The following is a 6,049-nucleotide window of genomic DNA, read 5'->3' as shown; positions in this document are numbered from 1 at the left end:
TCCTGCGGTTCCCCGGGTTCAGGGGGATCGGAACGGCAGACGACCCGGAGGTCGTCGCCCGCGACCTGGGCAGGGTCAGCGGGCTGTGCACCCACGGGTCCGATCTCTACCTGTCCGCCGTCACCGACCGCGGCGCGGTGATCCGGAGCGCCGACCGCATCATCTGGACCTGGCCCGATCAGCGATCGGCGGGAGGGTGCGCCGCGGCCGAGGACTCACTGGCACTCGCGTTGCCGGACGGCGAACGCGCCGACGCACTCCCCCTCGCGGGTGGGGCGGCACGGGGCCAGCCCGAGGCCCTGGCCGAGGGGCGCTACGGACGGATCACCGGTCTGGCGGCGGTCGGTGACGGGGTGTTGCTCGGAGGGACGACCAACAAGCGTGGTGGCTCCCCTGTCCCCACCGACGATCGCGCCGTCATCCTGCCCCGGACCGGTGGCGGAGGCGGCGACGCCCGGACCTGACTCGCGGTCTGGTGGGGCACCTCACCCGGCGGGCCACATCTCGTCGAGGCGATGGAGGGTGGCGCCGAACAGTGCCGCGGTCTCCCCGGCGCCGGGAGACGAGAGAAGTCACGGAGCATCACGTCGACCAGGGGGCTCGGGAGCGTCGGGAGGACGCGTCCGAGGAGACGTGCGAGGGTGGCCGGCAGATGCCGGATCCGCACGTCCGCGCCGTTCACCCGAGTGACGAACTCGTCCACGGAGAGGGACTGCGGTCCGGCGAGCTCGAAGATACCGGTCGGGGTGGCGTGGTCCAGCGCCGCGTGGAGCAGGGCCTCGGCGACATCATCGCGAGCGATCCAGTCATAGCGTTGGGTCCCCGGCCCGAGGACGGTGACGGGCCGTCCCCCGAGGAGAGCATCTCCGTGACGGTGGGCCCGGGTGCGTCGGGGGTGCCGAAGATGTGCGCGGCGCGGAAGACGACCGCGGGAATCCCACTCGCGCGGATGAGTCCTTCTGCGTGGGCCTTGTACCGCAGGTACGGGTTGGTCGAGGTCTCATCCGCCCCCAGGTACGACAGGAAGACGACGCGGCGCACCCCTGAGTCCTTCAGTGCGGTCACCGTGGCGCGCACCGTGTCGAGATTCGCCGACTGGTAGGTGTCGGGCCGCCTCGGGAACAGGGCCCCGGCCAGATGCACCACCGCGGACGCTCCGACCGACGCCGTGGCCACGTCGTCGCCTCGTCTCAGCGCGCGGACCTCGTTCGGCAGCCCGGCCAGTCGCGCCCGAAGCGCGGTGCCGACCTGGCCGGAGGCGCCGGTGATGACCACCGGTCCCGTGCTCCACTCCCGCTCGGCCACCACGTCACCCGCTTCCGTCCCCACAGTGCCTCTCGGCACCTGCGCACCAGAAGAACACACCCCGTCCCGGGCTCGCAAGGACCCCCGGGGCTGTCACCCGCAGGCGGCGATCACGAGCTCCTTGACCCTGGCCGGGTCGGCCTGCCCGCGGGTGGCCTTCATGACCGCTCCGACGATCGCGCCGGCGGCCTGGACCTTTCCGGAGCGGATCTTCTCCGCGATGTCCGGCTGCGCGGCGAGGGCGTCGTCGACCGCCTTCTGCAGGGCGGAGTCGTCACGGACCACCTCGAGGCCCTTGTCGGCCACGACCCGGTCCGGCTCACCCTCACCGTCGAGGACCGCGTCCACGACCTGCCGGGCGAGCTTGTTGGTGAGCGTCCCCTCCGCCACGAGCTCGATGACCCGCGCCACCTGGGCGGGGGTGATCTCCAGCTCCGGCAGGCCCACGCCGCGCTTGTTGGCCTGCTGCGAGAGGTAGGCCACCCACCACGACCGGGCCTCGGTGGGGGGCGCGCCGGCGTCGACGGTGGCGAGGATCAGGTCCAACGCTCCGGCGTTGACCAGGTCGCGCATCTCCTCGTCCGAGACACCCCAGTCGGCCTGCACCCGTGCGCGGCGCAGCCACGGCAGCTCGGGCAACTCGGCACGGATCTTCTCGATGAGCTCGTCCAGCGGCTCGACCGGTGCGAGGTCGGGCTCGGGGAAGTACCGGTAGTCCTCGGCGGACTCCTTGGGCCTGCCCGCCGTGGTGGTCCCGTCGGACTCGTGGAAGTGCCGCGTCTCCAGCACGACCTCCCCACCTGAGGTCAGGACGTCCGCCTGGCGGCACATCTCGTGACGCACGGCGACCTCGACGCTGCGCAGGGAGTTGACGTTCTTGGTCTCCGTCCGGGTCCCGAACTCGGTGGCGCCCTTGGGCATCAGTGAGACGTTGGCGTCGCACCGCATCGACCCCTGGTCCATGCGGACGTCGGAGACGTCGAGACTCCGGAGCAGATCGCGCAGAGCGGAGACGTACGCGCGGGCGATCTCGGGGGCACGCTCCCCGGCGCCGACGATCGGTTTGGAGACGATCTCGATCAGCGGAACGCCGGCACGGTTGAAGTCGAGCAGCGAATGCGTGGCCCCGTGGATCCGACCGGTGGCCGAGCCGACGTGGGTGGACTTGCCGGTGTCCTCCTCCATGTGCGCCCGCTCGACCTCGACGCGCCAGGTGGTGCCGTCCTCGAGCTGAACGTCGAGGAAACCGTCGTGGGCGATCGGCTCGTCATACTGCGAGATCTGATAGTTCTTCGGCTGGTCCGGGTAGAAGTAGTTCTTCCTCGCGAAGCGGCTGTACGGCGCGATCGAACAGCCGAGGGCCAGCCCGATCTTGATCGCCCACTCGACGGCCTGCCCGTTGACCACCGGCAGCGCCCCCGGTAGACCGATGCACACCGGACACACCTGCGTGTTGGGGTCCGCTCCGAACGCCGTCGGGCACCCGCAGAACATCTTGGTGGCGGTGTGCAACTCGACGTGCACCTCCATGCCCATGACGGGATCGAAACGTGACACGACCTCGGTGAACTCCATGCGGAACAATCTAGCCGAAGAGGCAGGCGGCCTCGCGGTAGCGGTCCTCCGGAACGGTCTTGAGCACGGCGACGGCCTCGGCGACCGGCACCATCTCGATGGACTCCCCGCGCAGGGCCACCACCTGACCGAAGTCCCCCCGGTGCACCGCATGCGCGGCGTGGACACCGAAACGGGTGGCCAGGACACGGTCGTACGCCGTGGGGGTTCCCCCGCGCTGGATGTGCCCCAGGACCGTGGTGCGGACGTCGCGGTTCATCCGCGAGGCGATCGCCGAGGCCATCTGGTCCGCGACTCCGGTGAACACCTCGTGCCCGAACTGGTCGGTCCCGCCCTGCCGCAACGTCATCCCCGAACCCTCGACGGGTGTGGCGCCCTCCGCCACCACGCAGATGCCGTACGCCTCCCCCATCTGGAAGCGGCGCTTCATCACCTTGCACACGTAGTCGATGTCGAACGGCACCTCGGGGATGACGATCATGTGCGCGCCGGACGCGAGCCCGGCGTGGAGGGCGATCCACCCGGCATGCCTCCCCATCACCTCGACGAGCATGACCCGCTCGTGGGACTCCGCGGTGGTGTGCAGGCGGTCGATCGCGTCGGAGGCGATCGAGACCGCGGTGTCGAACCCGAATGTGTAGTCGGTTCCCGCCACGTCGTTGTCGATGGTCTTGGGCACGCCCACCACCGGGACGCCGTTCTCCGTGAGCCACCGCGCCGCCTTCAGCGTCCCGTCGCCACCGATGGCCACCAGCGCGTCGAGGGAGTGACGCTGCAGGGTCCGTCGGATCTCCGGCAGGCTCCCGGTGAGGATGTCCGGGTTGAGCCGGCCCGTTCCGAGGATCGTGCCCCCGCGCAGCAGGATGCGGTCGATCCCCTCGTCGTCGAACAGGGGCACCGCACGATCGTGGACCAACCCGGACCACCCGTCCTGGAAGCCCAGGACCGGCGAGTCGTACTCGGAATGGGCGGTCCGCACCAGGGCACGGATCACCGCGTTGAGGCCGGGGCAGTCCCCGCCTGCGGTCAGCACGCCAATACGCACGTCGGACTCCTCTCGGTTCTCCCGCAGTCTAGGGCCGTGGCCGGTCCACCGCGCCCGGCCCCGGCGACTGTTCACCGGTACGAAACGCCATCGTCGCCACCCCTCCGAGCAGGACCACCACGGCGGGGAGGTACATGGCGTCCGCCACAGCCTGTCCGACGTCGCCGTGGACGACCAACCGCGCTTGCATCAACGCACCGATCGCCGCGGATCCCAGGACCGCGCCCACCTGGCGGGTGGTGTTGTAGACCCCCGAGCCGGCTCCGGCGGAGGCGAGCTCGAGGCGCCGCATCGCGGTGGACGACGTGGGCGCCCAGACACACCCGTTGGCCACCCCCATCAGCGCGATCGGTCCGAGCAGCACGGGGATCGAGGTCTGCGAGTCCATGACCAGAGCCAGCCAGAACAGGGAGATCGCGTACGAGAAGTACCCGATCCCCGTGAACAACCGCGGGTCGATCCTGTCCGCCCACCGCCCGACGACCGGGGCGAGGACGCCCGCGATCAACGCCATCGGCAGCAGCATCAGACCGGCGCGCGTGGGACTGAGGTCCTTGACTCCCTGGAGGTAGAACATCAGCGGGACCATGGTGCCGGCGGTGACGAAGCCGATGGTCGAGACGCCGAACGTGCCGATCGAGAAGTTCCGGTCCCGGAACAGACGTAGAGGAACCAGTGGTTCCGTGCGCACGCGCGACTGCCACCAGACGAACGCCGCCAGGCCCGCGGTCCCCGCGACGATGAGAGCGAGGGTGGTCCCTCCCCACCCGTGGGACTCGCCCTGCTGGATGCCGTAGACCAGGAGGAACATGCCCAGGGCCGACAGCACGATGCCCGGGACGTCGTAGGAGTGCGAGCGGGTCTCGAGACCGGGGACCCACCTCCAGACGAGGACGACGGCCAGGACGCCGAAGGGGATGTTGACGAAGAAGATCGCGCGCCAGTCGAACGCGTCGATGAGGACCCCGCCCAAGACTGGTCCGACGACCGAGGCGATCCCCGCGACCGCGCCCCAGGCCCCCATGGCCGCCCCGCGACGCCGAGGGGCGAAGACCCTGGTGATCACGCTGAGCGACTGGGGGGTGAGCAGCGCGGCACCGAACCCCTGGAACACCCGCGCGACGATGAGCGTCTCGATACTGCCCGCGAGTCCACACCACAGCGAGGCACCCGTGAACAGGACCAGCCCGGCGATCGCGACCGCGCGGGGTCCGATCTGGTCGCCCAGTCGACCGGTGAACAGCAGCGGTACGACGTAGGCCAGCAGGTAGGCGCTGGTCACCCAGATCACCTGGTTGGTCGACGCGCCGAGTTGTGTGACGAAGGCGTCGGTGGCGACCGCGACGATCGTCTGATCCACCAGGATCATGAAGAACCCGATGACGAGCGCCGCCAGGGCCTTCCATGCGTCCCTCTCGGGGACCGTGGTCACGCGATCGGGCCTCTCGCCGCCTCGAAGGCGGCACCCACCCGGTACAGGCGGTCGTCGGCCAGCGCCGGGGCCATGATCTGCAGGCCGGCCGGGAGCCCGTCGACGAGACCCGACGGCACGGACATGCCGCAGTGCCCGGCGAGGTTGAGCGGGAGGGTGCAGAGGTCGAACTGGTACATGGCCACCGGGTCCTCGACCTTGGCCCCCAGCGGGAACGCGGTCGTCGGGGTGGTGGGCGAGACCAGGACGTCCACCTTCTCGTACGCGGCGTCGAAGTCGCGCGCGATGAGCGTGCGCACCTTCTGTGCCTGACCGTAGAAGGCGTCGTAGTAACCGGCCGAGAGGGCGTAGGTGCCTAGCATGATGCGGCGTTTGACCTCGGGACCGAACCCGGCTTCGCGGCTCGCCGCCATGACCTGGTCGGCCGACCCGTCGCCGACCCGCAGGCCGTAGCGCATGGCGTCGAACCGGGCCAGGTTGCTGGAGACCTCGGACGGGAGGATCAGGTAGTAGGCGGGCAGCGCATAGCGGAAGTTCGGGCACGCGACCTCGACCACCTCCGCACCCAGGTCCCGCAGGGTGTCCACGGAGGCACGGAACGACGCCTCGACCCCCGACTGGTACCCCTCTCCGGCGAACTCGGAGACGACGCCCACGCGCACACCGGACAGATCTCCCCTGGCACCCTCGCG

General features: G+C 70.2%; 5 protein-coding genes and 1 pseudogene. 1 reads left to right on the top strand and 5 read right to left on the bottom strand.

The window, feature by feature from the left end:
- Nucleotides 1–464: pseudogene (locus G6021_RS03895) on the top strand (oxidoreductase); the annotation flags it as partial.
- 214 nt (nucleotides 465–678) lie between these two features.
- Here the strand turns inward: G6021_RS03895 and G6021_RS03890 are convergent.
- From G6021_RS03890 to G6021_RS03870, 5 genes are all read right to left on the bottom strand, one after another.
- Nucleotides 679–1,344: an NAD(P)H-binding protein gene (locus G6021_RS03890; RefSeq protein WP_182610880.1), complete on the bottom strand. Its 666-nt coding sequence runs from the start codon at nucleotides 1,342–1,344 to the stop codon at nucleotides 679–681.
- 54 nt (nucleotides 1,345–1,398) lie between these two features.
- Complete coding sequence (gatB, locus tag G6021_RS03885; RefSeq protein WP_182610881.1) at nucleotides 1,399–2,880, bottom strand: Asp-tRNA(Asn)/Glu-tRNA(Gln) amidotransferase subunit GatB; 1,482 nt, start codon at nucleotides 2,878–2,880, stop codon at nucleotides 1,399–1,401.
- A 10-nt stretch (nucleotides 2,881–2,890) separates the two neighbouring features.
- Nucleotides 2,891–3,925 carry an ATP-dependent 6-phosphofructokinase gene (locus G6021_RS03880; RefSeq protein ID WP_179525527.1) on the bottom strand — a complete coding sequence of 345 codons (1,035 nt, stop codon included), beginning with the start codon at nucleotides 3,923–3,925 and terminating at the stop codon, nucleotides 2,891–2,893.
- Nucleotides 3,926–3,953: 28 nt separating this feature from the next.
- Nucleotides 3,954–5,357 carry a DHA2 family efflux MFS transporter permease subunit gene (locus G6021_RS03875; RefSeq protein ID WP_182610882.1) on the bottom strand — a complete coding sequence of 468 codons (1,404 nt, stop codon included), beginning with the start codon at nucleotides 5,355–5,357 and terminating at the stop codon, nucleotides 3,954–3,956.
- Nucleotides 5,354–6,049 (bottom strand): amidase family protein (locus G6021_RS03870; RefSeq protein WP_241736416.1); only part of this gene is annotated, 696 nt, incomplete at its 5' end. The genes G6021_RS03870 and G6021_RS03875, both read right to left, overlap by 4 nt.

The organism is Dietzia sp. CW19, from assembly GCF_014145265.1.
Taxonomy (GTDB): Bacteria; Actinomycetota; Actinomycetes; order Mycobacteriales; family Mycobacteriaceae; genus Dietzia; species Dietzia natronolimnaea.
This window is presented reverse-complemented; position numbering and strand designations above follow the sequence as displayed.

Bases quoted from the DNA above. Each gene is read 5' to 3' on its own strand.
- gatB (WP_182610881.1), bottom strand. From the start codon at position 2,880: ATGGAGTTCACCGAGGTCGTGTCACGTTTCGATCCCGTCATGGGCATG.